The following is a 23824-nucleotide window of genomic DNA, read 5'->3' as shown; positions in this document are numbered from 1 at the left end:
CAGGGGATAAAAAATGAAACAGCATATTCTGATTATTGGCGCAGGCTTCGGTGGCATGTGGACCGCTTTGAGTGCAACGCGGTTGTTCGACATTCATGGCCACGACGAAGTTGAAGTGACCGTATTGGCCCCTCAGGCCGAGCTGCGCATACGCCCGCGTTTTTACGAGCCGGACGCGCACCAGCTGTTCGCACCGATTGGCGAATTGTTCGATGCAGTAGGTGTAACGTTCATCAAGGGGGCGGCAGAGACCATCGACGCCCAGCAAAAAACGGTCGGTTACATCGATGCCGCCGGTACGAAACACGTACTCAGCTACGACAAACTTGTTCTGGCCACTGGCAGCCGGCTTGCGATCCCCGAGACCCAAGGCGTGGCGCAACACGCTTTCGATGTGGACCAGATCGAGCAAGCCGTGCGCCTGGAAAATCACCTCAAGTCACTGGCAGACCTTCCAGAAAGCCGTGGCCGCAACACAGTGGTCGTGGCGGGTGGCGGTTTTACCGGCATTGAAACAGCGACCGAAATGCCAGCTCGTCTGCGGGCCATACTGGGTGATCACGCCGACGTTGAAGTGATCATCGTGGACCGTGGTGAAAAAGTCGGGGCGTCAATGGGGGCTGAAATCAGCCAGTCGATTGCCGAGGCCAGCGATGAACTGGGAGTGACATGGCGCTTGAAATCGTCGGTGGTGGTCGTTGATGAACAGGGCGTGACCCTTGGAGATGGCCAGCGAATCGACGCGAAGACCGTGGTCTGGACCACAGGTGTGCGGGCTTGCTCGCTGACAGCGCAGATCCCGGGAGAACGTGATTCCCTTGGGCGTCTGCATGTGGATGCCCACCTTAAAGTCATTGGCCAGAAAGACATCTTTGCCACCGGTGATGTTGCCTACGCCGCAACCGATGACCTGGGCAACCATGCACTGATGACATGTCAGCACGCCATTGTTTTGGGGCGTCACGCAGGCAACAACGTTGCAGCCCAGATCCTGGGCGTGGCACCGATTGCGTACAGCCAGCCCAAGTACGTCACGTGCCTGGACCTGGGAGGCTGGGGCGCGGTCTACACCGAAGGCTGGGATCGCCAGGTCAAGCTGACCCGCGAGGAAGGCAAATCGCTGAAGACCCAGATCAACACCGTGTGGATCTACCCGCCAGCCGCAAACCGTGACGCGGCGTGGGCGGCGGCTGATCCATTGATTCCGATTGCCTGAGGTCTTTGAAAGTCCCTCGTTATGAGGCTGGAAACTGTCTGTGGCGGCGGGGGGGGGGGGCGATTCATACAGCACCGTCATAGAGCCGCGCCTCTCCTACTGACTCAACCCCGCCATGGCGAGGTTGAGGGTGCTTCCGTAACCTGGAACATGCCCGAACGACCATCCACTCATAATTAAGCAGTTACACCGATAAATAAATCTAAGTCCGCTGGTAAAGACTCACCAACAATGTTCGAAATCTGCTGTACCTGCTCAGCATTAAGTAGCCAATCACCATCAGGGCTACTACCTAGGTCAGACCATCCAAGAACATCCAACACGCGTTGCTCAAACTCATGAGATACATCTAACTCGTACTTCAGCGAATCGTCTTCGTTATCGCCTGGTAAAAAACCGCTAATCCATAAAAACATGATGGAGTCTCTCTTATTTCGGGGTTGTCCTTCCCGGTATGGTGGGTTTGGATTGTTCACCTGTTTCAGGATCAAACTCGCCAAGGTGCGTAGTGCCTTGCGGGCTATAAATTTCAACTTTCCCGTGCTGGCTGTCCCATTCGTAGATGCGCCCTTTGCTATCTTTCCAGCGTCGCCGCTTACCGCCTCCTCCTTGGATTGAGCTTTTATCTTTTGCAGGTTTAGCGTCTGGAAAAGCGGCAAGCTCTTTTGGGGGCTTGTGGTACTTAATATCCCCGCCACCCCTGACGTTGATTGACAGGTAAATCGGCGCAACCTGGGGCTGACTCGGAAACCAGATAATCGCGTCCTGATAGTCCGGCGGATACGCTGGGTTAATCAGAATTTGGTTGGCTTTCTCACCGGGTGGAAACACCCACGCGGCAGGTTTCAGCGTGACGCCTTCGAGCGCTGGAATCCCCAGCACGGCGTTGGGATCGGCTGCCGGGGTCCAGATGATTTTGATCCCATTTCCAAAATCCGCGACCATCTGATCGCCGCTGGCCTCGGCCGCAATCACCGGCACTTTCTGCCATTCACTCTTGGTGCCGGTATAGAACCCGTACAGGGTTACGGCACCGTCTGGCAGGTGTTTAACGTTTACCCGCACCCGCGTATTGGCTTCGGTGAGTTCAGCTTATTGCTCGGACGTGTAGAAGGCGCTGTCGGGTGAAGTCGTGTTGGGTAACACCATGCCAACTATGATCTTCACATTGGGGGGAGCCATCGTCCACAAACTGCCGCCCATGCGTTTGGCCAGTTCCATCGCACTGCCAGAGCCGCCAATCCATTGGAGTGCCGTACCCGAGGCTGACGCTGCACTGGAGGTACCTAGTACCGCGTAAGCACCGTACTGACTGAGCAACTCCAACGGGATAACACCGCACGAGTTACTGTGGTTGATAATCCCATCGGGCAACGTACACGATTTGGCGAAAACGCAGCCAACTGGCCTGACTTCCTCCGGTTTCTTGATCGCCTTTCTACGTTTGTCACCTTCCCGATCGTTCCTGGCGTTCGCGGCCACAGTCCTGTCCCACGCGGCCTGTGCTGCCTCTGTCGCCTCGGCATGTCGTCTGTTGCCGTCTATCCCATTACATCCCTTATAACTCGGGAAAAGGTTTTCAACCGCCATGCTACTTCCTGTAACTGATTCGATTAAGTGTATCCGCCCGGCCATCCCATCTTGCGTAATCAAGTCGGTTGCCAACGATGTGGCAACAGCTCTCCGATTTCACTTGCCCGCTGCGTCGGCAGCCGGGCGAAAACGTCCTTCAGACAGGCATACGGATCATGCCCGGTGAGCTTGGCCGACTGGATCAAGCTCATCAGCGCAGCAGCACGTTTGCCACTGCGTAACGACCCTGCGAAGAGCCATTTTTTTCTTCCAAGAGCCCAAGGACGAATTTGCTGCTCAATATGGTTGTTGTCTATGGGCAACGTTCCATCGTTCAGATAACGGCTCAATGCTATCCAGCGCTTGAGGCTGTAAGCTAAGGCTTTGGTGATGGCCAACCCCTCAAACACAAGCTCGCGCTGGGCGATCATCCAGGCATGCAAGGTTTCCATCTGCGGAGCTGCTTTTTCCTGACGTATTCGTCGTCGCTTATCAGGCTCCAGGTCTCGAATTTCGCGCTCACCCTCGTATATCGCAGCGATGTATTGCAACGCCTGCTCCGCGAGGATGCTTTTCTTGGTGGCGTGTAATTCGTAAAACTTGCGCCGGGCATGGGCCATGCAACCGATTTCAGTCATGCCCAGAGCAAAGCTGGCTTTGTAGCCGCCGTAGTCGTCGCAGACCAACTTGCCTTTCCAGTCGCCCAGAAAGTTGCGGGCATACTCGCCCGAACGACCAGGGCTGAAGTCATACACCACTGCCTGAATATCGGCAGCCGAGGTCGTCGCATAGGCCCAGACATAGGCGCGATGAGTTTTCTTCGAGCCTGGCGCAAGCATCTGCACCGGCGTTTCATCGGCGTGCACCACATCGTGCTCCAGCACCACCTCACGCAGCGCATCGACCAGCGGCTGCAGTTGCACACCGCAAGTACCGACCCACTGGGCCAATGTTGAGCGCGGGATAGCCAAGCCAGCCCGGCCAAAGATTTTCTCTTGGCGATACAGCGGCAAATGATTGGCGTACTTCGCGATCATCACTTGGGCCAGCAGGCCCGCTGTAGGGGTGCCTTTATCAAAAAACTGCGCGGGAATGGGTGCCTGAACCAGGGTTTCGCAGTCGTTGCAGACCCACTTGTCCCGCACATGTCGTTCAATGCTGAACACCCCCGGCGTGTAGTCGAGCTTTTCACTGACGTCTTCGCCGATACGCTTGAGGGCGCAGCCGCAAGTGCATTGGGTGTTTTCGGGTTCGTGATGGATCAGTGTGCGTGGAAACTCGGCAGGTAATGCGCTGCGTTTGGGCTTCAGGCGCGCTGGAGATGACGCTGATTTCGGCGCCAGAATTTCAAGCTCGGCCTCAATCGCCGCGATATCGGTGTCGATCAGGTCATCGAGCAAACTGGCTTGGTCGGGGCTAAATGACTCAGCGCGCTTGGCGAAGCGATGGCGCTTGAGCTGAGCTATTTCGTGGATAAGCTGCTGGTTTCGGGTTTTATGGTGCAGGACTTCTTTGCCCAGCACGGCAACCTGCTGATCCAAATGCTCAACATGCTGGAGCAACTGCGCAGCCAAGCTGCGCAGTTGCTCCGTATTGAGTTGATCGAGGGAAGTGGTAGGAGTCATGGTGCTGACTTTGACTGACCCTCATCTCGATGTCTGTCAGCCATGTCCTCTAAAGCATACGGACTGATCCGGTAGATCCAAGTCGCTGCCAGGGAAGCCTGATTACCAGCGCCTGAAGCTGTTCGGGGCTGAACTCCATTTGGGTGCCATGTCGACTGCTGGGCCAGTGAAATTTTCCTTGAGTCAGTCGGCGAGCCGCCAGCCAAACGCTAAACCCGTCATGTACAAGGACTTTAATGCGAGTGGCGCGACGGTTTGCAAATAGATAAGCGCAGTGCGGCTGCGCCGCACCAAAGACTGCAATGACGCGAGCCATCGCGGTCTCAGTGCCGGCGCGCATATCCATCGGTTCGGTGGCCAGCCAGATCGCATCGATGCGGATCATGGAGCAAGCCCACGAACAAAACGGGCGCAACCCTCGGGATCTGAGGATGGCCATTTCACCGTGATGGTTTGCTCGCCAAAAGGCAGCTCAATGATCACTGACGGTTCAGTCGCTCGCTTTGGAGCGACCTTTATCGGTCCGAACGCCGGCAGCGTTGCGGGCGGTTGATCTCGATAAAGCGGCAGCCACTTACGGATCACGTTGGCATTGATGCCGTGACTAATGGCAACGCTGGAAATGGAGGCGCCGGGTTGCAGGCATTCCTGGACAACCTGGGCTTTGAACGACTTGGGGTATGAGCTTCGTTGGCGCATTTAAGGGCTATCGGGTCCGCTTAAAAATAGGCGGACAACATCGCCCTTAATTTGGGAGCTCGGAAGGTGTGTTCACCGCTCCCTTACGTCTTACTCGCCGCCGCAGTCCAAGGCGATAGCGGTGGGCTGTCAACCCCTGCCGACTCCGGCAGCATGGAGTCGCGAGAGGCAAACTTGACCCATCGGCTGCTGGACGAATTATCGCCATAGCCGGGGAGGGTGATCAGGCAATTATTGCTTTGCGGGCTTGCCAAGCTTACATTCGTGGCGTGAGATTTGAGGGTGATGGCGATTCTTTTCACCAGTAGAAGTGATCAGTTGCGTGGGCAAAAATGGCTATGCCGCGCAAGAGTGGGCTTAATAGATTTTAGGGGTGTGCTGGTGAAGCCATTAAGTTCAAAGTGTGTTACCTATTTTGACTTTATCCGGTTCTTCCTTGCCCAGATAGTCGTAATTGGACATGGGTTCGGGTTCTTTTTTGGGTACTGGGATGGGTTTTTCCCGTTAAAGGCACCCTATATTCAATCAATTGCTGTCGTTGGTTTTTTCTTTGTGTCAGGTTTCCTTATTTGTAGGAGTGTGCTTGCGAACATAGAGTACAAGGGTGGCGACTATTTAAGGTATTACGTCGATAGGTTTGCAAGAATCTACACGACGCTTGTACCTTGCTTGGTGTTTGTATTGGTCGTCGATTATTTTGGCTTCCTGGCCTTTCCTGATGCAGGTCTTCGGGAGAATTTAAATGCGAATGCTTTTTTAAATAGTCTGTCATTAGTGCCATCGATGCCATTCGGGACGATGCGGCCCGTGTGGAGCTTAATGTTTGAGTGGTGGATATATATTTTGTTTGGCGGAATCGTTTTTTTCCGGAAAAATTGGATTTTATCGAGCGTATGTATCGGCTTTGGTGGGTACTACACATTTTACGTTAACGCTCAAGGTGAAGCCGGGCATCTAGAAATCATTTGGTTTGTTGGCGCTTTTTCGGCGTTTCTATTCGAACGAATTTCGCGGGTGGTCGGTGCTAAGTATTTAGCTTCGGTCGTGTTGTTGGCTTCGGTGGCAGCGTATCTAAAAACGCTTAATGCTTATAATGTTTTCGCGGGCGTGCTTCTTTCTATTGGGTTGCTGCTCCTGGCTGTTGGATATAACTCCGACAGGGAGATGCTTCGGCCACGGCTTTCATATGCTTTTAGCGCGTTGGCGGGCTACAGCTTCACCCTGTTTCTGACGCATTACACGGTATTGTTCTGGTTGCAGAAAATTGGCTTCTCAGGGCTCTCTGGGCTCTGTATTTCATTGGTTCTTTCGAACGCGATCGCGTATGCGATTGCATATGTTACGGAAAGTCACCACAAGGAAATATCAAGTAAGCTTCTTGGATTTATTAATCTATGGCGAAGTAAATTGGTATGAAGCGCGAGCTATGATCGCTTAACTGAGTGCAGCCCCAGGTACTTTTACTTCAATCAATCCTCTTTATCAGGTCGGGCCGTTGGTTGCGCACGTTACCGATGGCCCGGTCTACCTTGAACCACTCAAATGCCTCGGTCGGCTGTAACCGTCCGGGCATTCCATCTTGCGCAACTAAGCCGGTTGCCAGCGATGCGGCAGCAGTTCCTGAATCTGGTTTTCTATCCAGGGCAAGCGCGCAGGATCAGAAAGCCACCGAGCGCTGACAGACCGATGTCGCCACGATCTTCCCGCGCTTAAGCACCATCAACCGCGTGGGCAGGTCGAGAATCACATCACCAACCGACTGCGTATCCAGCAACACCAAATCAGCAGACGCACCCGGCGCCAATCCATAATCCTTCAGCCCCAGCGCTTTCGCCGGATTAGTAGTGAGCATCGACAACACCGTGGCCTGGTCATCCGCCCCGCCCAGGTGGCAGGCCGGAATCGCCAATTGCGCGATATTGAGCAAATCGCCTGTGCCAAACGGGGTAAATGCGTTACGGATATTGTTGGTGGCAAGGCACACATTCACGCCGCCGTCACGCAGTGCCCGCACCGGCGTCAGGGTGCGGCGTACGTTATGGCCGTCGCCGCGCGCACCGAGGTGCAAGTCGGTGGCGGGCAGGCACATGACGCTGATGTCGGCCTCGCGAATCAAGGCAATGATCTCCCGCTGTCTGGGCGGCGGCACGGCGCTCAGGCTGGTCAGATGACCGACACACACGCGCCCTTGATAACCTTCCTCGATAGTCTTGTGCGCGAGGTATTCAATGGTCATGTGCTCGGCGTTGTCGGCGAAGTCCTGATGGAAGTCGATGTCCTTGCCATAACGCTTGGCCAGGTTGAATACGTAGTCGATGTGTTTATGGGCCGAGTCATCGTTGTAGGGAATACCACCCACGACATCTGCGCCTTTCTCCATGGCTTCAACCATCATTGCCTGCATGCCCGGTAGTTTCAGGATCCCTTCCTGTGGGAAAGCCACCACCTGGATGTCGATGACGTCGCGCAGCTTATCGCGCAGTTCCAGCACCACATCAAAGCCGGTGAAGCCTTGCACCGGGTCGAATTCGGCGTGGGCTCGTACGTGGGTAGTGCCGGACTGCACCAATGCACGGAGTGCTTGAGTCGAGCGCTCGAGAATGTCGTCGCGAGTCAACGTGGGTTTGAGTTCGGCGGTAACCGCTATCGCCTCCTTCAATGTGCCGGAGCGATTGGCCTTGCGGTGCATGATGTTGGCTTTTTCCAGGTGCAGGTGACCTTCGACAAAACCCGGGATCAGCACGTTGCCGTGGCCCTGAATTTCCTGCACGGCTTGCGCTGAAATGGTAGGCGCAATCTCGATAATTTTGCCGTCGTGTACCGCTACGTCCATCAGCGGTTTTGCATCGTCAATGCGTACATTGCGAAAGATTAAATCCATGACGTTGGCCCTCTATATTGCTGCCCTCAGGCGCATCGATAAAAAACAAACTTTGGGCCGCTCAACCGTTGGAGCAGCCGTTACCCATCACTCGGTATTCAAGAATGTGTTTCTGGCCCTTAGAGTCTTCATAGGTCATACGTACGGGGACCACAGCGCAGACGTTGGCGACTTCGCTGATGGAAATGACGTGGGCGATGTCCAGGTGCTGGGTATAGCTGTATTGCTCAACCGGTAGCGGCTCGTCGGCCATCGCCGCAGCACAAAAAAAGCCGAATATCAGAACAAGTAACGCTTTCATGTTCAGAGGCCCTCTTCCAGATTTCCAGGAAAATGGAGCCCGGCAGCTATGCGGCGCCGGGCCCATGGGTCGAGTGATCAGAACGGTTTGGTCGGCAGGTACTTGCCATCCAGGGTGATCACCGCGCGGGAGCCGCCGTCCGGGTCATCGACCTTCTTGACGTCCAGTTTGAAGTTGATGGCGCTGATGATGCCGTCGCCAAACTTCTCGTGAACCAGAGCCTTGAGCGTGGTTCCGTAGACCTGAATCATTTCGTAGAAGCGGTAGATAGTAGGGTCGGTGGGGATGCCGTTGCCGATGCTGCCGCGCAGCGGGATGCTTTGCAGCAGGAGCGCGGCATCTGCGTCGAGGCCCAGGGTGTCGGCGACCACTTGGGCCGCGTTTGCTGGCAGTGGATGTTGGCCGAGCAGGGCGGCGGTGACGAAAGCTTCGTGCAGGCCGGTGCCTTCGGCTATCTGAGCGAACGACAGGTCTTTGCGGGCCTTGGCCAAAAGGATGACGTCTGTCAGGGCAAGGCGAGTATTTTGGCTGATTTGTGACTGGATCATGGTGATATCTCCGTGGGTAGAAATTAGGGTTAGTGCGAAGCCGCGCAAACGGCAGGGCTTTCGGCCAACGGCACGAACTTGCCGGTGCGGCTATCGAAGGCCTGGATGCAACCGCTTTCGATGTCGTAGACCCAGCCATGCAACGTCACGCGCTTTTCTTCGAGTGCGAGGCGTACCGAGGGATGGGTTTGGATATTGGCTAACTGCGCGATGACGTTTTCGCGCACCATCGAGGCGACCTTGGCATGCTGATCGACATGCTGGCGGGCCTCGTTGACCACCCGACCGGAATCGGCGTAGCGCAACCAGCCGGCCACGGCGGGCATGTTATCCAGGCATTTGCAGGTGGCGATGGCGGTCATGGCGCCGCAGTCGGAATGCCCGCAGATCACGATGTCGCTGACTTTCAAGGCTGCGACGGCGTACTCGACCGAGGCGGACACGCCGCCCGGCTCAGGGCCGTAGGAGGGCACGATGTTGCCAGCGTTGCGGATGACGAACAGGTCGCCCGGCTCACGCTGTGTGACCAGTTCCGGCACCAGCCGGCTGTCGGAGCAAGAGATGAATAACGCCCGTGGGTTCTGCTGGTTGGCCAGGTCTTTGAACAGACCGGCGCGCTCAGGAAAGGCATTGCGCTGAAATTTAAGGAAACCGTCGATGATGTCTTGCATGGTTGACTCCGTTGGTTCGCGATGCGTTGAGGCAAAGGTTACGGAGCTCGTGCAATAAGGTAAAAGTCTCATATATGATTATCAGCATTAGATAATCTTATGGGTGTAACCATGCTAGCCCGTCATATTCAGTATTTTCTTGCGGTCGCGGAATATCAGGGCTTTACCCGTGCGGCGGCGGCACTGCATGTTTCGCAGCCGGCGTTGTCGCAGCAAGTGCGACAGCTGGAGGAAAGCCTCGGGGCGCAGTTGTTTGATCGTTCCGGGCGCAAAACACGCCTGACCGATGCCGGGGAGGTTTACCTGCGTTATGCATTGCGGGCGGCGCAGGAGCTGCGCGAAGGCATGCGTGCGATCCATGATGTGGCCGATTTGAGTCGAGGAGCGCTGCGTATAGCGGTGACGCCAACCTTCACTACCTACCTGGTTGGGCCGTTGGTGGAAGCCTTTCACTGTCGCTACCCGAACATTGCGCTGAGCGTGCATGAACTCGCCCAGGAGCACATGGAGAGCCTGCTGCTGACGGACGAACTGGATGTGGGGATTGCGTTTGATGAGGTGCATGCGCCAGACATCGAGGCTTATCCGCTGCTGGTTGAAACGCTTGCCTTGGTTGTTGGTAGCCGACATCCGCTGGCCGGGGAGCGGGCTATCGATCTGGAGACGCTGAATGCGCAATCGCTGATTCTGCTCAGCAAAGCGTTCGCTACCCGTGAGCAGATCGACCGTTATTGCAACCAACACGGCATCCGCCCGCGCGTGGTGATGGAGGCAAATGTGATTGGCGCGTTGATTGAAGTGGTGCGCAGAACCACGCTGTCGACCTTGCTGCCGGCCGCCATAGCGCGGGAGCACCCAGAGTTGGTGTCTGTCGAGTTAGGGCCGCACCGGTTAGAGCGCACCGCGGTATTGATGCAGCGTAAGAATGTCTATCAATCCTCGGCTGCACGGGCGTTTATGGCGCTGGCCAAGGAAGTGGCGGGTGATCTGACGACCAAAACAAAATAGCGTTGTTGTTGGATTATGTGGCGCAGGTTCGGGCGACTCCCCTTGCCATCTATTGATGGTTCTAAATCAGGTCAAGAATCCACAGGGGGATGCACGCGGGAAGGTATAGAGGGGGCAGTGGCGGATAGCCAGAAACAAGAAAGCCCGCACTAGGCGGGCTTCTTGGGTGTTTCGCAGACTGTCTGAGACAGGTCTGGACAGCTATTTGGTGGGCCGGGGACGTTTGAACAGGGCTGTAATATCCCAGTAATCAATGGCTTTTCGTGACTCTATGATTCAAGGCATACACAGGGGCATACATGCTGCTGGTTGCTGTGCCGTGTCAGGCAAGAAAAATGACCAGTCATGAGTATTCGTAAGGCCATATGCGAAATTGCACTCCACTTGACCACCTGATTGCATCGGCACTGACCGCTCGATTGAATTGCACTTGACCAGGCGTTTGCGTTCGATCCGACCAGTACGCTTTGTAACCATGATCGGCTGAGAGCTGCGCATTGTTGTCGTTGGCGACAGACAGAAATCGACCCAAAGCAGACGGTAAGTTAGGTCACCATAACTGTGCATGGATACAGTACGCCACGATTCGATAGACGAACAGTTTCGTTCGGCGGACGAGTAAAAATCGCCTGTTTTTGGCCGTTGGCAGCAGTGATCGTGATAGGCATGCAAGGGGGGAAATGAGGCTGCTGCCGTGGATAAAGATGCCCGCGATTTGGCTACGCGAGGGCGGGCTTGAGGTCTTTGACTGGGCCAGCAAAAGCCTGATGGCATCGCTCGGATGCCATCGCAGTACAAAAAGCTCCAGCTGAGGCCGTTGCTCCTGCTGCGTAGAAGCATGCCATGCATTAATCGGAGATTCTTATAATTGCTCTGGAAAAGAATTTATTTATCCTCAAATATTGCATCACTTATTGATGCGTGAAATTCTTCGGCCATCACTAAGCCGGAGATAAGATATGAACGACATCGTTTCTTTGATTGAAAATTCCGCGAAAGCCAAAAATGAGCTTGCCGTCGCGACGGTACGGATGCCTAAGGAGCTCTACGCCTTTGTCGAAGGCCTCGCTGACCACATCGAGATATCTCGTCAGGAGGTCATGCTTAAGCTGTTGGAAAAAGGTGCGGAGATCGCCAGAGAGGCGATGAAGCTCGATGATAGAGATGAAGCCATAGCGCAAATTGAAGACGCGCCGGCAGCTGCTTTTCATGTGCTGAACACGAACAAGCGCCATAGCATCGAGGATCACGACATGATGCTCGGTGAACAGATCGCAGCCGCGTTCTATGACCCATGGAAACGCAACATCAATCGCATCAATGCCGGTGATGTGGTGTTTTTGTACGAAAACGGGAAGGGGATTGTCGCTTATGGCAAAGGTACTGGAGAGACGCTAACCAAGACTCACCACGGTCATCTGGAAGAGTGCCATTACCAAAAACTGCAAGACTTCCAGACTCTCGATAAGCCGATCACGGCAGCTGAAATCAAGAAGATCCTGGATAGAAACGTTGTGCTGCTGCGCACAATGTCAGGGATGCCTGATGGTCAGAAAGTGCTGGATCTGATCAAGAAGAAAGTCTGATAACAAAGCGCTAAGCTGACCCGTCCTGACCCGTCCTGAGCCACCCGGCTAACCATCACATCACGGATGTACTGATGAGCATAATTGCGAACGATCCAACCACCCGCCTGGCTTTCTCGATGCACGAGAACAAAGGGGTATATGCCGTCCTGATTGGATCGGGGCTTTCCAAAACAGCAGGAATTCCAACCGGGTGGGAAATCACTTTGGAGCTCATCAGAAAGGCGGCGCTAGCCTCTGGCGCCGAAGAGCAGATTGATTGGGCGGCTTGGTACGTAAAAGAAACGGGCAAACAGCCAAGCTACTCTGCACTACTGGAAGAAGTTGCCTCAACGCAGTCCGAGAGGCGCGCAATCATCCAGGGCTTCTTGGAGCCGACAGATGATGAGCGAGAGCGTGGTGTGAAGCTTCCGACTCCAGCCCATCGAGCGATCGCTGAGATGATCAGGTCGAAACATGTCCGGGTCATCATCACTACCAACTTCGATCAGCTGATGGAAAACGCTCTGCGGGATGTTGGTATTACCCCAACGGTCGTAAGTTCGCACGATCAACTGCTAGGAGCTGAGCCGCTCACCCACACTCAGTGCTACATCCTGAAGATCCACGGGGATTATAAGGACGCTAGGATCCTGAACACGGATGTGGAGCTTGATGCCTATCCGCCAGAATTCAACGCAATCCTGGACAGAATTATTGACGAGTTTGGATTGGTCATTGCCGGGTGGTCGGGCGAATGGGACAACGCCTTGCGCGAGGCGTTTATGAGGGCTCCAAGCCGTCGCTACCCAACATTCTGGATCAGCCGGGGGTCGTTGGGGCCGCGTGCACAGGAACTCGTGGATCACCGCAAGGCAGTAGTAGCCAAGGTTTCTGGCGCCGATGAGTTTTTCGAGGCCTTGAATCTAAAGCTGCAGACGCTTGCCGAAAACGATCAAAGTGATCCCGCTAGTCTCGACCTCATGATTGCCATGGCCAAAAGGTTTATGTCCAAACCCGAATACAACATTCGTTTGGATGATTTGCTCACAGCAGAGCACAGAAGGCTGATGGTATCGCTCACCCCAATTTTTTCAGATCAAGGAAAGCTGGGTAAGGACGCTGCAAAGTGGAAAGAGACGTACGAGCATGTGACATCCCCTCTTGCGCATCTGGTGGCTGCAATCGGGAGATGGGGAGATGACGCTGCTCATGCAATGGTGCTTTCAACGATCAGAGATCTTGTAGCCACGGCGGTGAAAAGCCCTCAGGGTATGTTCAATGTGGGCTGGTTGAAGATGAGGCTTTACCCTGCATTTTTGGTATTTACCGCTTATGCCACCGCGCTGGCACGTGCAGCCAGGTTGAAAGCGTTGCGAAATCTGTTCGAGTCAACCGTTCCAATCGATGAACGTAGGATCTCTACTCTCGGCGAATACTTCAATCCAGCATATTTTGAGTCAATGATGACGACAGAATCATGGAATGAAGAAGGTGCAACGAAGCGCCACAACCCTTTGAGCTGGCGTCTCGCTGAACTAATTGTGCCATCTTGGGCGCCAAGTTTTGCAGGTATGAGCAATCCGCAGTTGTTATTTGCACGGTACGAATTCTATAGCTCGCTGTTTTATCACAGCAGGGTGACAAGCGAAGAGGCGTTGAAGCTGAGCGTTGCAAGCCCCTCAACAAAGCTTAATCTCGGTGGATTGAAGTGGGATCAAGATTCAAAGCGAACAATTGAGCAAGACATGGAGGTTCCTGAGAGCATCGGTTCAATCGTGGACGCAGGCCTTGTTCCGAGCGAGCAATACCTTGAGCTTTTCATGCAGGGTATGAAGAAAATCAACATTTGGGATTAGGGATATGAGCAGGGATGGGCGTTTCGGTTAGCCGCCTTAGTTGCGGCTAACCGATCGGCTGGATCAGCTCCGATCCTTTGTTCTAGACGTTTCTCTCGGCCTTGCCGACTGCATACCACTCCTAGTCATCAACTGGCCTTGCACAGTGCCGCACCAGCGGAACGAACGAGGTGGCCACCACCCGTCCGCTTTTGGCCGGTTTCGGCCTGCCGTCACTGACGGCAGCCGACCCAAAGTGGCCTCTTGAGAAGCACAAGCATTTCAAATTACTGAATAAGAAACGCCTCACTCCAGTCCAGCGCTAGGAGCTGGCCAGTCACGGTATATATCCTATTGTCCGATACCTGCGAAGCCCCCCCAACATGGTGATGGATTTTCGGCCGAAGCCCATCCATAAGCATCTTGCCGTGAGAATGCTGAAAGGAGACTGGTGTCAGTCCGTTTGCGGGAATGAAAGCACTGTCCTGCGGAGGATTGTTGGGCATTCCTGATGCGGCCCACTCTGGCTTCCCGCGCTTGCGAGGAACATCGTAAAGAGATGAGAAAATCTGTCCACGAGCGACGCGGGCAGCATTCACGAGATTGTCGCGCTTGAACACGGTCACGTCCGTAATCGCGGCGTCGATTAGTTCAGGGGCAAGGTCGTTGAAGACCTCTTTCAGATGTACGGCCTGGGCAAACGAATGCTCGACGTCGTTCAAAGGCGTGAAAACTTCCGTGACACGGGTCACGCCGTTGCGCTGGCGTTCCGAGGCAGCAGTTGATAACTCGAATTGCATTTCTTGTTCGGTCCGGAAGTCTCGATCCCGGTGCAAGATGATTCGGGCGTCTGGACGCATGTCAGTGATCATGTTTGCAAGTAACCTTGCTGCCGGAAGGTTTCCGCACCCGTTGTAGGAGAGTACAACGAGGTTATCAGGCGCGCCGTTCGCCTTCGCCAGTACCGTAACCGGTCGTGACAGTTTGTCCTCTGTCATCAAGATAACGGGCCTAGCAGGATCGAAGGCGTCGGCGCCGGCTGATAGCGCTCCGAGCGTCATCAGAATGGGAATCGCGGGACGTTGAGAATCGTCGACAGGAACCTGTGCACCGTCGCTCATCCATGCAACTCCGGCGTCTGGATCGTACATAAGGCGCTGGATCAGTTGGGGCGAATGGCTGGCGAACAAAATACGGGTTTGAGTCTCAGCGGCGACGCTTTTGAGCGCATCGTAGAGTCGCGCCTGGCTATCGGCATGCAGGTGCGCATCCGGCTCGTCCAGCAGGATCAGAGGCGGTGCATAGAAGCAGGCGTAAGCGATGATCTGAATAACTTGCAACATCCCTGTCGACGCCATGTCGAGCGTGACAGTAGCGTCAAGTGTTTCGATTTCGACATTGACGTAGCGATCTCTTTGCTGATCATGACTTACTATGACGCGGGCACCTGGGTAGCAGCGCTCAAGAAGCTTGGAAAAGGTCTTCCAACCGCAGTCCGGTAATAGGGCAATGTTGCGCTCCTGGCGCCAGGCAGTCCTCGCCATTTCATCCAGATCGCGAGTGAAGAGATGATCAAGTACGGTGCGTAGATAAAGGTTGGCGTCGCCATGCATGACTGCGGCGTCCATTGCCCCCTTTGACCGCCATTCTTCACGGATCGGGATTCCAGATAAACCAGGTGTAAATATTGAGAAAGGGCGGGCGCTACTAGCAAGGACGGCAGCCAGGTCGTCATCCCCCCGGCGGGTGATGGCAATATTCGCGTTCTTTCCGCGGCGGATCTCAATCGTTACCGCCTTATCCGTATTTGTGTCGAGATCTACGCCGCAGTAGGTGATCGAATAGCCGAGATTCTGTGTCGCACTGTCCCCGCGCCTTAAATCTAGCAGCCGCTCGGTCGGCCGGAACAGCACCGCATCGTTGGCGACCGTCCCAGCGAAATCAGGGGCGCCATTAGCGCGGATACCGCGAAACGCTGCCTGCAAGATTGACACGCCGAGTTGCGCCGCCTGCAACGCGCTGCTTTTACCACTCGTGTTACCGCCTACAAGAGCAGTAAGTGGTCGCAAATCGATTTCGAGTGACTCTATCCGCTTGAATTCATTGATGACTATTTTATCGAGCCGAATTTGCATGCTTCTTCCCTGGACCTTACCGACTAAACGCGCTTGTTGATGAGCGCCTGTTTTTACCGCAGACAGTCGCAGAAGATCAAACATTGATGTCGATCCAGCGATCGCTCGTGGCCGTTCTCTGCCGGTCGTCACTACGGCGTGTGCTGGTCAAGTCGAATGCAAACGATTGGTCAGTGGCAATACAAATGGGTGGCCAAGTCCAGGCAATTACGCAGCCATGACCTCCAATCAAATTCCTGCAACGGACGTGGCCCGTAACGCACCGACGGCGGTTGGAATCCTCATTGAGCATCTGAACCGAAGCGATTGCCGTGTTCTGGGCTCCCGTTCCCCGACGGGAAAAGTGACCTTAGCAAAAATTAGCAACTTGGGGACATAGGGTTCAACCATTCTCGACCAGCAAAACCGGGGCTTTGGCCGAAATATTCACGCCTTTGTACGTGGCTAATCTTAGCAATCTGTTCGTTGTTTTCGGGCATCACCTGAAAACAAAAGGTGGTGCCAGAGACGGAGTCGAACTATTAGCTTTGGATTGCTGTTTATATGGGCTTGGTCGGTGGTGAGTATGATATCTGCTCACAAATCTATTCGCTTTTAAGAATACTGCTACGTTCTTCGAGTTATTTAAATCAAAACGCTATCGCTGCAAATTACAAAATCGCGCATAAAAGGTAAGCCACAACATGGCTCTCACTCAGAAAACTGCTCAGAACATCACTCTGCCGGCGACATACCAAGATAAAAATGGTTTGGCGCTGCGAGTGACAAAAACCGGCTCTAAATCTTGGATCTTTCGATACCAGAAAGACGGTCATCGTCACGATCTGGGATTGGGATCATTCCCACTCGTGTCGTTGGCGGATGCGCGAGCCGCCTGCTTGGAACTGCGGGAAAAGATCAACAGCGGAATTGATCCGCTGGCAGAGAAACATCAGAAAGCGAAACAGACCATCACCTTTCAAGATGAGGCGCTAGAACGAATTGAGCACTACAAACACGAGTGGTCGACAAAGCACTCCGCTCAGTGGTTCAGTTCGCTACGCGATCATGTATTCCCCAAAATAGGCCTAATGCCCGTCAGCGAGGTAGACGCTGATGCGGTTATGTCTGTGCTTGAGCCTATTTGGCGTGAATTGCCAGAGTCGGCGCGACGCGTGCGAAACCGCATAGAGCTGGTGCTCGACTTCGCAAAGACGCGTGGCAACCGCTCCGAAGATAACCCGGCACGCTGGCGCGGACATCTACAAAATATTCTGTCGGGCATACCACCCGAAGTCGAACACCTTGAATCTATGCCCTACTCCCGATTGCCTGCCTTTATGGAGAAGTTAGAGGGAGATATCACCCGTGCGGCGCGCTGCCTACAATTCGTGATATTGACAGCTTGCCGCAGCGGCGAAGCGATGGGCGCAAGGTGGGATGAAATCGACTTCGAAAACAAGATGTGGAGTATCCCCGCCGAGCGTATGAAAAGCCGTCACCCCCACCAGATCCCATTAAGTGACGCCGCCATGGGGGTATTGAAAGACGTTCATACAAGAGGTCGAAGTGACTTAATTTTCCCGAATAGATCGCTTAAAGCCATCATGGCTAACAACTCTATGCGCCGCGTTCTGACTCGATATGATGAAACTGCCACCCCGCACGGGTTCCGCTCAACCTTCCGTATGTGGGCAGTCGAGAAAACTAAGTTTCCAGATGAGATTTGCGAGATTGCTCTATCACATTCTGTAGGCACCGCGACTACTCGATCCTACAGCAGAGGCAACCTGCTAGAGCGCCGTCGCTCACTTATGGATAAATGGGCCAACTTCGTTATGGAGCGCAGTAATCCGCCGAAAACGAAGGGGAAAGACATTTCTATAGATGAATGAAAAAGGTCGGGGTTTTAGTCTCCTGCCTCTAATTTGTTGCCTACATCGTAGGGCGAGAAAATTAGCATTGGGGCTCACTGACAGGCTGTCACCGCTGCCAATAGTTTGATTTCGTAGGCCTGATATTGGAGACGTTCGGCCAGCAAGACCCGCACCTTTACCTCAAGAGGGTCGGTCTTTATTTATGCATCGATTGTTGGGCGATGACTCAGATTTATACTGTCGGATGAGTGGTCCGATTCTGTCTATGGGGATTGAGCCTGAATTGGCTCGATTGCCCGGCTCATCACTTTAGTGGATTGATCCGCCGGATGGATCGGATTTGAGCCAACAGGCATTTGCGGAATTACCGGGGCCGTACAGTCACTCAGTAGCAGCACCAGGGTCAGAAGCACAAAGGCTGCAATCATGGGGAATGATCCTAACCACAATGCGATACGGCGTCGGTGTTGGTCTTCGTTCATCTGTGCTGACTCTTGCAGCTCGATAGCTGCCATACGACAAGAATGTCACCAATGTAGCGCCAGCCCACGAAAAGCTCGCACAAAATTGCAGTCTGACCATCCCTCTGATGGGGGAAAAACGACCTTAACAAACCTTAACAGCCTAGCAGCATACGATTAGGCCGCTTTTGACCAGCAAATCCGGGCTTTTACCGGTAATTCGGCGTATTTGTAGGTGGGTTGAGGTTAACCAATTTGTTCACCTTGCGATTTTGCGCAAGTTAGCCTGATGGGAAAAGGACGTTAGCAAATGTTAACAACCTGCTTGCGCCCGTTTGAGCCCTGCTTCGGTCTTGCACGGGTAGCCAGCATGCCGGTAGGCCCGGGCCCCGTTATAGCTCACAAACCACAGGTCCACACGAGCATAAAGTCCTTTGAAAGCCTTTAAATCAAAGGTTTTTTGCTATTTCAGAGCCAGCCTTTCGGGCTCATTATCTGAGCATATCCACAGTCGCGGTGCTGGTTAGCAGTCTTCAAACTTTCAGTTTCTCCACTTGTATATACCGCGATTTTTTCAGCCATTGCGACGGGATTTTGATAGGTGAATTCTTGCTGACGTTAACAACACGCGGTTTTGCCGATTTATGAACACACTTGGCCGCATTGGAAGGAGTTGGTTGTCCCCGGTTCGGTGGTTTTTCCGTCTCTGTCCTGTGCGACATCCAACAACCTCATGGCGTGATAAGTTCGCTATCAGCCACGGTAAAAAGGCCAACTTCCTGCGCTTTACGTTAAAAAAATAGCCCGCATCGGCGGGCCATTTGTTTGAGCGTAGACCATGGTAGCCGCCCCAACCGCTATCAACCCTATTGCAGGGCGGTTTGCAGTGTACGGGCGAGCTATATGCCCATCCCTACGCCTCCACTGGAGACGTGGGCAATCTGCCTGTCTTCCACGTTCTGACTGAGCGGTGCCGACATATGAATGGTCTGATTACCGGCTGTCTTGCTGGGCGCCATCAGTGGCTTTTCGACTACTGCCATGGTTGGAAACTTGACCAGTGATGCGTCTGGTGCAGGAGCTGCATAGCTTGGCGCGATCATCGTGCTGGCGCTAACCGGCTTGAGAGACGCCATGCTCATGGCCGGTATAGCCGGGGCCATTACGCCCACCGGCTGAGTACTTGATAGGCCAGACGCCACAGAGGGACTTGGACCTATCGGCATAACGCCTAAAGGTGGACTACCCCTGACTGCTGACATGGTACTGGCCAGCGCCGCATTGGCCGCGTACGGGGCTTGCACCTTGCCCTGATCGGCTCGCCGGGTGGGTGTCAGGTCGCCAGCTTTCGCCTGAGCCAGATAACCGTCATATTTAGCCTGTACGTCGGCCAGGCCATTGGTACCGCCATTCGTGAGTTTGCGTGCACGCACAACATCGCCGGTCATCGCGGCTCTGTTAGCGCCTGACCCCTTCCAATGCTGTACAGCGATTTGTGCGGAGTACTTAGGGTCCATGGCTAGGTCCGGGTTATTCACCAAGTCGATGCCCAGCGCTTTTCCCATGGCCTCGTACTGAGCTTTACCAGTCAGTTGTATGGCTCCCCGCCCCCGGTACTTGTACCCATCGCCCGTCGCGGTGTTTCCCATACGGCTGCCATAAACCTTATTGGCGATAGCCTCCGGGTGACCCACGTCAGCTCTAGCAGCCTCGGCGGTCTTGTAATATTTCGGGAACACTTCCTGTAGATGCTTGGCGCTGTAGTTCAATTTTTCCTCGCTCTCTGTGAATCCGCTCGACTCAACATCGACGTTGGCCATAAGCATGGCTTTCGACTTCTGGTCAGTGATCCCACCTGCGTCCATCGCCTTTATCAGTTCGGCCTTGCGCCCATCAGAACCTTCAGAGCCAAGACGCCCGGCGGATGTTTTGTAGAGTACATTTTGAACTGCGTCCTTGACCGACGTGGCCTTGTCGCCCACGTAGTCCTTAGCTGTCTGAGTGGTGTCCTTGATGCCCAGCACGACATCCACGGCCTTACTGAATGCCTCCTTGATACTGTCGGTCATTCCGCTCAGGAGTTTGACGCCTGTGGCCACCATGCCATCCCAAGCCTTAGTGATCGATGTCAGGTCAAAGGTAGATAGCCAAGTTCCGATCATCCTCCCCAGTTGGTCACCAATCATCGCGCCAGCTATGGCGCCAGCAGGACCACCAAACATACCCAGCATTCCGCCGACTAGACCTCCGACGCTGCTGCCTACGTTGCCATAACGCTTTGTCTTGTTCTCTTGAGGCGTCAGGTTCGGATCATCACCGGCCATTAAGTCACTGGCCAGCAGCCCCCCACCAATCAGCGCCCCAATGAAAGGGATCTTTTTTAGAATCCCCTTGAGCAGCCCACCGCCAGCCCCAGCCCCGAATAACGATCCAAGCCCTTTAACAAGTCCAGTAATCCCCGTCAGCGCTCCCAGTGCCTTAATCGGCACCATGATCATGCCGAGCATAGATAGCAAGGCCGTCATGATCAGTCCCATACCACCACCGCCCCCACCACCTGGCGCTCTTAGGGCGTTCCAGATGCGGCGGTACCAGCTTACATTCTCACGCTGGTTTTTCTGTTCAGGCCGTCGACCAATTCCGGACATGCGCCCCATGGGCCTGAGGACACCCATAATTGGCTGGAAAATGCTGCCAATCTCTTTTACTGCCTGGACAGTTGGATCGATACCATCAGCACCAGACACCAATACCCCAGCCGCACCTTTCAAACTCGCGGCAGCATCCCCCATAGCCTCGGTAGCGCGATTGCTGGAGCCGGGCCGTGATGGACTGCTATAAGGTGGCGCGCCATCCGGGCCAGGCGGCACAGGGTTGCGTGGGCGCCATCGTCCGCTCTCATCACTGCCATGGTCTGGACTTGGCGGGCCAGCGGGCGCCGGCGGGGCTGGAGGTATCGGCGCCGGACTGGGCGGTCTAGGCGCAGGACTTGGTGGCGGAACCGGTGGCGCAGGCCTAGGCCGTAGTGCTGGCCCTGACGACGGGTGCGGGGCGGGAGGACGTGGGGGGTTAGATAATGCGTTGGCAATCGACGATAGTTGCGAAAGGGTTGAAGCCGTGTCCCTCTGAATTGCCTTAAGTACCTCGATTTCTCGGCCCATCTGGTCGAGAGCTTCCTTCATCGTCGCCGTCAGGAAGCCATCAGAGTCGGAAGGAAGGATGCTCATTTAGAGCCCTCCGAAAACTTGACGCACAAGGTCGATGCTTTTGACCAGGACACCGGATACCTTCTCGGTTTCCACTTCCTCTGTCGCTGGCTCAAGTATTGGCAAGTCGGGCTCATAGCACCACCCAGCCCGGTTTTTTCACAAGAACATGTTCCTGTGAATCAAAAAACACCGGCAACAGTGGCAACATCGGCAACAGCCCCGTTTTCCGAGGCCTCCAGTCATTGCCAATTTGGTGATTTTGTTGCCAGCGTATTTTTAGTGGCAACAGTGATAACCACAAGTTGCAGTAGGAAAACGCCCATATATTGAAACGTAGGTGTGTGTTGCCAGTTGTTGCCACTTTTTTTATAGGGTGGCAACGGCTACAGGCCATGCCCCGCAAGGCTGTTGCCGGTGTTGCCACTGTTGCCACTGGCTTTATGTTCATGTGAACTTTGGCATTCTGGGTAAGTGGAGTTTGGGGGGCGGTCATGAGCCACCACCTTCCATGTCCATTGCTTCTTGGTCGACGACATATAGACGATGTTGCCCGCCACCAGGCAGTCGGTAGTTCTTCGTATTCCGTCCGTTGTCACGACGCGTCAGAGCGCTAGACGCCTCTAATGCCTTGATAACACGATTAAATCCGTGGCCGTGCGCGGCCTCGATCAGTGCCGGTTTGTTGAATAGGTACAGCCGCTTCCCCATTGATAATTCCCAGAACCCGGCTCGGTTATGTACCTTAGTGTCGGGCGTTTGGTCGTTCACATTGGAGAATCGGCTATCGCCGTGCCTGGCTATGAAGTCGCTAACGCTAGATAGGATTTGCCGGTCTTCGGCATTGCCGCTGCCTACTCGACTCAGCCACTCGCTATAGAGCAACTGGCAGTCAGCAAGGGCACTGCCTGGCGTCCAGGGCAAAAGGCCGTGGGTAATAGCCATTTCCCCTGCCAGCGCAATGACGGCGAAGCGATCCGCCACCCGTCCGGCTTGTGCGTTGTCCTCGATGAACTTGGCGCGAATACCGGCGAAATCTTCCAGCAGGCCGGGGCGGTCATCACTGGCGAGCAGCTTTTCCACGAAGGCTGGCCCGATGTGCCCATGGTGGGCGCCGACAGCGACAGTCAGAAGGCGGTGGAAGTCGGCGCCCGCCAAGCCATGCAACTCGTCGAAGGCACGGTGGGTACGAGTACCGGCGTTCACGTCCACCATGCGTAATTCAGCGCCAGCGTGGGCCGCATTACCGCCGATGGCTGCGTGCTCAGATAGGGAGCGCTCACCACTCGACAGCGCCAGCAGGCGCCACGACAGTTTTGCCCTACCTTCACGCTCGCGAGTCATGGTGCCTTTGCCCTGGCCATTGGCGAGTGAGTAGGCCATTTCCTGTACGCGCTTTGGGTCGGCCCGCTTGATCTCGTCTAGAGGCAGCATGGTGTCATTGCGGCTCGATGCTTCGATTTCCAAACCGCCCTTAGTCATATCCCACGACGCGGCGAATATTCCAGGATCGCCCCATACGGACGAGCCAATCAGTTGCGCCAGTGACTTGCCGCTAGAGCTGTCGCCCACCAGGTGAACACCGCCACCCAGGACGCCCACCAAACTCAGCAACGGGCCAGCTAGAGCGCAGCCAATCGCCAAGGTCAGTACCGGGTTGCCCTCGCACTTGGCCGCGACTTCGGTTTTCCAGCCCACCAGATCACCGCGCAGGCTGAATAGGTTTTGTCCCTTACCGCTGGCCTGATAACGCACCTTGTCACTGCCGAGGGCGCGGCCTGGCAGCACAAAGGCGCCCGACTCATGCCAGCCGGGACGGCAAGTGGTAGCAAACACTTGGTCAGGGCGTTGGTCTAGTAGGTATTCCATGAATGCTCCACGTTTCTTGAGTGCGATGATTACGCCCATGCCGAACAATTGGCGCCTTGCGTCCTCACCACTGCCGCCGAACACCTCCATGGGTATGATCCACTCCTTGATGCCGGTCTCCGTCACCAGTCGCAGTAAACGGCCTTCGCTGCCATCGTCGCTATTGGTTGTCCGGGCTACTACGGTCACGGGGCTGGCGATAAACTCGTCAGTGATGGGGCGATCTGTTTTGTCGTCGTCGGTCTCATCATCTGCGGTGGTGCGTTTAAAGCCGTGCCAGTACACACCGGGTCGCAGCGGGCGGGCTTTCTCATTTTTCACCCAGTGTTCATACACACCCCAGCAAGGGCGCACAGGTGCAATCTTCGGGGGT

21 protein-coding genes and 2 pseudogenes are annotated in these 23824 nt (G+C 54.8%); 7 read left to right on the top strand and 16 right to left on the bottom strand.

Annotated elements, in window-relative coordinates:
- The first annotated feature begins 13 nt into the window (after window positions 1-13).
- Window positions 14-1216: an NAD(P)/FAD-dependent oxidoreductase gene (locus AC19YQ_RS11550; RefSeq protein WP_500595163.1), complete on the top strand. Its 1203-nt coding sequence runs from the start codon at window positions 14-16 to the stop codon at window positions 1214-1216.
- A gap of 176 nt (window positions 1217-1392) precedes the next feature.
- On the opposite strand, the gene AC19YQ_RS11545 is transcribed toward AC19YQ_RS11550, so the two are convergent.
- The 7 genes and pseudogenes from AC19YQ_RS11545 to tnpA all read right to left on the bottom strand — a co-directional run bounded on the left by AC19YQ_RS11545 (window position 1393) and on the right by tnpA (window position 5112).
- Entirely contained in the window at window positions 1393-1632 is a 240-nt protein-coding gene (locus AC19YQ_RS11545) for a pyocin S6 family toxin immunity protein (protein WP_500595162.1), read from the bottom strand.
- A gap of 13 nt (window positions 1633-1645) precedes the next feature.
- Window positions 1646-1903, bottom strand: a complete 258-nt coding sequence (locus AC19YQ_RS11540) for a colicin E3/pyocin S6 family cytotoxin (RefSeq protein WP_500595182.1) — start codon at window positions 1901-1903, stop codon at window positions 1646-1648.
- 39 nt (window positions 1904-1942) lie between these two features.
- A pseudogene (locus tag AC19YQ_RS11535) lies at window positions 1943-2293 on the bottom strand (S-type pyocin domain-containing protein); the annotation flags it as partial.
- 15 nt (window positions 2294-2308) lie between these two features.
- Window positions 2309-2542, bottom strand: coding sequence for a hypothetical protein (locus AC19YQ_RS11530; protein WP_500595161.1), 234 nt, complete (start codon window positions 2540-2542; stop codon window positions 2309-2311).
- A gap of 323 nt (window positions 2543-2865) precedes the next feature.
- Window positions 2866-4413 carry an IS66 family transposase gene (gene tnpC, locus AC19YQ_RS11525; protein WP_500595160.1) on the bottom strand — a complete coding sequence of 516 codons (1548 nt, stop codon included), beginning with the start codon at window positions 4411-4413 and terminating at the stop codon, window positions 2866-2868.
- A 49-nt stretch (window positions 4414-4462) separates the two neighbouring features.
- Window positions 4463-4798, bottom strand: a complete 336-nt coding sequence (gene tnpB / locus AC19YQ_RS11520; RefSeq protein WP_500595159.1) for an IS66 family insertion sequence element accessory protein TnpB — start codon at window positions 4796-4798, stop codon at window positions 4463-4465.
- The gene (gene tnpA, locus AC19YQ_RS11515) at window positions 4795-5112 is read right to left on the bottom strand and encodes an IS66-like element accessory protein TnpA (RefSeq protein ID WP_500595158.1); all 318 of its coding nucleotides are present in this window, start codon (window positions 5110-5112) and stop codon (window positions 4795-4797) included. Before tnpA ends, tnpB begins: the two co-directional genes overlap by 4 nt.
- A 285-nt stretch (window positions 5113-5397) precedes the next feature.
- On the opposite strand from tnpA, the gene AC19YQ_RS11510 reads away from it, so the two are divergent.
- Window positions 5398-6528 (top strand): acyltransferase family protein, encoded by a 1131-nt coding sequence (locus AC19YQ_RS11510; protein WP_500595157.1) that lies wholly within the window; start codon window positions 5398-5400, stop codon window positions 6526-6528.
- A gap of 49 nt (window positions 6529-6577) precedes the next feature.
- On the opposite strand, the pseudogene AC19YQ_RS11505 reads toward AC19YQ_RS11510, so the two are convergent.
- The 5 genes and pseudogenes from AC19YQ_RS11505 to AC19YQ_RS11485 form a co-directional block, all read right to left on the bottom strand.
- Window positions 6578-6670: pseudogene (locus tag AC19YQ_RS11505) on the bottom strand (SOS response-associated peptidase family protein); the annotation flags it as partial.
- 99 nt (window positions 6671-6769) lie between these two features.
- Entirely contained in the window at window positions 6770-7993 is a 1224-nt protein-coding gene (locus AC19YQ_RS11500) for an amidohydrolase family protein (RefSeq protein ID WP_500595156.1), read from the bottom strand.
- Between the two features lie 61 nt (window positions 7994-8054).
- Window positions 8055-8294, bottom strand: coding sequence for a DUF2790 domain-containing protein (locus tag AC19YQ_RS11495; protein ID WP_500595155.1), 240 nt, complete (start codon window positions 8292-8294; stop codon window positions 8055-8057).
- Window positions 8295-8371: 77 nt separating this feature from the next.
- Entirely contained in the window at window positions 8372-8842 is a 471-nt protein-coding gene (gene cynS, locus AC19YQ_RS11490; protein WP_500595154.1) for a cyanase, read from the bottom strand.
- Between the two features lie 29 nt (window positions 8843-8871).
- Window positions 8872-9513, bottom strand: a complete 642-nt coding sequence (locus tag AC19YQ_RS11485; protein WP_500595153.1) for a carbonic anhydrase — start codon at window positions 9511-9513, stop codon at window positions 8872-8874.
- Window positions 9514-9624: 111 nt separating this feature from the next.
- On the opposite strand from AC19YQ_RS11485, the gene cynR reads away from it, so the two are divergent.
- From cynR to AC19YQ_RS11470, 3 genes are all read left to right on the top strand, one after another.
- Window positions 9625-10521, top strand: coding sequence for a transcriptional regulator CynR (gene cynR, locus AC19YQ_RS11480; RefSeq protein ID WP_500595152.1), 897 nt, complete (start codon window positions 9625-9627; stop codon window positions 10519-10521).
- A gap of 959 nt (window positions 10522-11480) precedes the next feature.
- Window positions 11481-12107 carry a hypothetical protein gene (locus AC19YQ_RS11475; protein ID WP_150689182.1) on the top strand — a complete coding sequence of 209 codons (627 nt, stop codon included), beginning with the start codon at window positions 11481-11483 and terminating at the stop codon, window positions 12105-12107.
- A gap of 74 nt (window positions 12108-12181) precedes the next feature.
- On the top strand, window positions 12182-13945 hold the full coding sequence (locus AC19YQ_RS11470) for an SIR2 family protein (RefSeq protein WP_500595151.1): 1764 nt from the start codon (window positions 12182-12184) through the stop codon (window positions 13943-13945).
- Between the two features lie 266 nt (window positions 13946-14211).
- Here the strand turns inward: AC19YQ_RS11470 and AC19YQ_RS11465 are convergent, their stop codons facing one another.
- Window positions 14212-16143, bottom strand: coding sequence for an AAA family ATPase (locus AC19YQ_RS11465; protein WP_500595150.1), 1932 nt, complete (start codon window positions 16141-16143; stop codon window positions 14212-14214).
- A gap of 599 nt (window positions 16144-16742) precedes the next feature.
- On the opposite strand from AC19YQ_RS11465, the gene AC19YQ_RS11460 reads away from it, so the two are divergent.
- Window positions 16743-17933 carry a tyrosine-type recombinase/integrase gene (locus tag AC19YQ_RS11460; RefSeq protein WP_500595149.1) on the top strand — a complete coding sequence of 397 codons (1191 nt, stop codon included), beginning with the start codon at window positions 16743-16745 and terminating at the stop codon, window positions 17931-17933.
- 1342 nt (window positions 17934-19275) lie between these two features.
- Here the strand turns inward: AC19YQ_RS11460 and AC19YQ_RS11455 are convergent.
- A complete protein-coding gene (locus AC19YQ_RS11455; protein WP_500595148.1) occupies window positions 19276-21123 on the bottom strand; it encodes a glycoside hydrolase family 19 protein in 1848 nt (615 codons plus the stop codon).
- A 77-nt stretch (window positions 21124-21200) separates the two neighbouring features.
- Here AC19YQ_RS11455 and AC19YQ_RS11450 point away from each other — a divergent pair, with 77 nt between their 5' ends.
- Entirely contained in the window at window positions 21201-21356 is a 156-nt protein-coding gene (locus AC19YQ_RS11450; protein ID WP_500595147.1) for a hypothetical protein, read from the top strand.
- 359 nt (window positions 21357-21715) lie between these two features.
- Here the strand turns inward: AC19YQ_RS11450 and AC19YQ_RS11445 are convergent, their stop codons facing one another.
- Both AC19YQ_RS11445 and AC19YQ_RS11440 read right to left on the bottom strand, forming a co-directional pair.
- Complete coding sequence (locus AC19YQ_RS11445) at window positions 21716-22078, bottom strand: hypothetical protein (protein WP_500595146.1); 363 nt, start codon at window positions 22076-22078, stop codon at window positions 21716-21718.
- On the bottom strand, window positions 22075-23814 hold the full coding sequence (locus AC19YQ_RS11440; protein WP_500595181.1) for a DUF927 domain-containing protein: 1740 nt from the start codon (window positions 23812-23814) through the stop codon (window positions 22075-22077). Before AC19YQ_RS11440 ends, AC19YQ_RS11445 begins: the two co-directional genes overlap by 4 nt.
- Between the last annotated feature and the right edge of the window lie 10 nt (window positions 23815-23824).

The sequence above is a fragment of the Pseudomonas sp. MF06569 genome (assembly GCF_059862735.1).
The sequence above is the reverse complement of the archived record's forward strand: the minus strand, read 5'-3'. Positions and strand labels throughout refer to the sequence as shown.

Coding starts and splice junctions, on each gene's coding strand:
- AC19YQ_RS11470 (WP_500595151.1), top strand. CDS start 12,182: ATGAGCATAATTGCGAACGATCCAACCACCCGCCTGGCTTTCTCGATG.
- AC19YQ_RS11550 (WP_500595163.1), top strand. CDS start 14: ATGAAACAGCATATTCTGATTATTGGCGCAGGCTTCGGTGGCATGTGG.
- AC19YQ_RS11510 (WP_500595157.1), top strand. CDS start 5,398: ATGGCGATTCTTTTCACCAGTAGAAGTGATCAGTTGCGTGGGCAAAAA.
- AC19YQ_RS11495 (WP_500595155.1), bottom strand. CDS start 8,294: ATGAAAGCGTTACTTGTTCTGATATTCGGCTTTTTTTGTGCTGCGGCG.
- cynS (WP_500595154.1), bottom strand. CDS start 8,842: ATGATCCAGTCACAAATCAGCCAAAATACTCGCCTTGCCCTGACAGAC.
- tnpB (WP_500595159.1), bottom strand. CDS start 4,798: ATGATCCGCATCGATGCGATCTGGCTGGCCACCGAACCGATGGATATG.
- tnpA (WP_500595158.1), bottom strand. CDS start 5,112: ATGCGCCAACGAAGCTCATACCCCAAGTCGTTCAAAGCCCAGGTTGTC.
- cynR (WP_500595152.1), top strand. CDS start 9,625: ATGCTAGCCCGTCATATTCAGTATTTTCTTGCGGTCGCGGAATATCAG.
- AC19YQ_RS11485 (WP_500595153.1), bottom strand. CDS start 9,513: ATGCAAGACATCATCGACGGTTTCCTTAAATTTCAGCGCAATGCCTTT.
- AC19YQ_RS11475 (WP_150689182.1), top strand. CDS start 11,481: ATGAACGACATCGTTTCTTTGATTGAAAATTCCGCGAAAGCCAAAAAT.
- AC19YQ_RS11465 (WP_500595150.1), bottom strand. CDS start 16,143: ATGTTTGATCTTCTGCGACTGTCTGCGGTAAAAACAGGCGCTCATCAA.
- AC19YQ_RS11500 (WP_500595156.1), bottom strand. CDS start 7,993: ATGGATTTAATCTTTCGCAATGTACGCATTGACGATGCAAAACCGCTG.
- AC19YQ_RS11445 (WP_500595146.1), bottom strand. CDS start 22,078: ATGACCGCCCCCCAAACTCCACTTACCCAGAATGCCAAAGTTCACATG.
- tnpC (WP_500595160.1), bottom strand. CDS start 4,413: ATGACTCCTACCACTTCCCTCGATCAACTCAATACGGAGCAACTGCGC.
- AC19YQ_RS11545 (WP_500595162.1), bottom strand. CDS start 1,632: ATGTTTTTATGGATTAGCGGTTTTTTACCAGGCGATAACGAAGACGAT.
- AC19YQ_RS11460 (WP_500595149.1), top strand. CDS start 16,743: ATGGCTCTCACTCAGAAAACTGCTCAGAACATCACTCTGCCGGCGACA.